At 73.0% G+C, this 911-nt stretch carries 1 pseudogene; it reads left to right on the top strand.

The window, feature by feature from the left end:
• Window positions 1-911: pseudogene (locus tag ACWPOB_RS28525) on the top strand (glucose-6-phosphate isomerase); the annotation flags it as partial.

Genomic DNA, 911 nt, shown 5'->3' with positions numbered 1-911 from the left:
GAGCTCGAGGCGGTGGATCTGCGGGGGTTGTTCGCGGCGGATCCGGGGCGGGCGCAGCGGTTGTCGCTCACCGCCGGGGACTGGTACATCGACTACAGCAAGCATCGGATCACCGACACCACGGTGGGGTTGCTGCTGGAGCTGGCCCGGGCGTGTGCGCTCGAGTCCCGCCGCGATGCGATGCTCGCCGGGGACCGGATCAACACCACCGAGGACCGGGCGGTGCTGCACACCGCGCTGCGGCTGCCGCGGTCGGCGACGCTGACCGTGGACGGCGCCGACGTGGTCCCCGAGGTGCACACGGTGCTCGACGCGATGGCCGGCTTCGCCGAGCAGGTCCGCGCCGGCACCTGGCGCGGCGCCACCGGCGCGCCGATCACCACGGTGGTGAACATCGGGATCGGCGGCTCGGACCTGGGCCCGGCGATGGTGGCGCGGGCGTTGCGGCACTACGCCGACGGCCCGGCGGTGCGGTTCGTCGCCAACATCGACCCGGCCGATCTGACCGCCGCGCTGACCGGCCTGGACCCGGCCACCACGCTGTTCGTGGTGGCGTCGAAGACGTTCACCACCATCGAAACCCTCACCAACGCCACCGCCGCGCGGCGCTGGCTGGTCGCCGCGCTCGGCGAGGACGCCGTCGCGGCGCATTTCGTGGCGGTGTCCACCAACGCCGCCAAGGTCGCCGAGTTCGGCATCGACCCGGCGAACATGTTCGGGTTCTGGGACTGGGTGGGCGGGCGGTACTCGGTGGGCTCGGCGATCGGGCTGGCGGTGATGTGCGCGATCGGGCCGGCCCGCTTCGCCGAGTTCCTCGCCGGGATGCACACCGTCGACGAGCACTTCGCCACCGCGCCGCTCGAGGCGAACGCGCCGGTGCTGCTCGGGCTGCTGGGGGTGTGGTACGCCAG

The sequence above is a fragment of the Rhodococcus sp. 2H158 genome (assembly GCF_053764755.1).
The sequence above is the reverse complement of the archived record's forward strand: the minus strand, read 5'-3'. Positions and strand labels throughout refer to the sequence as shown.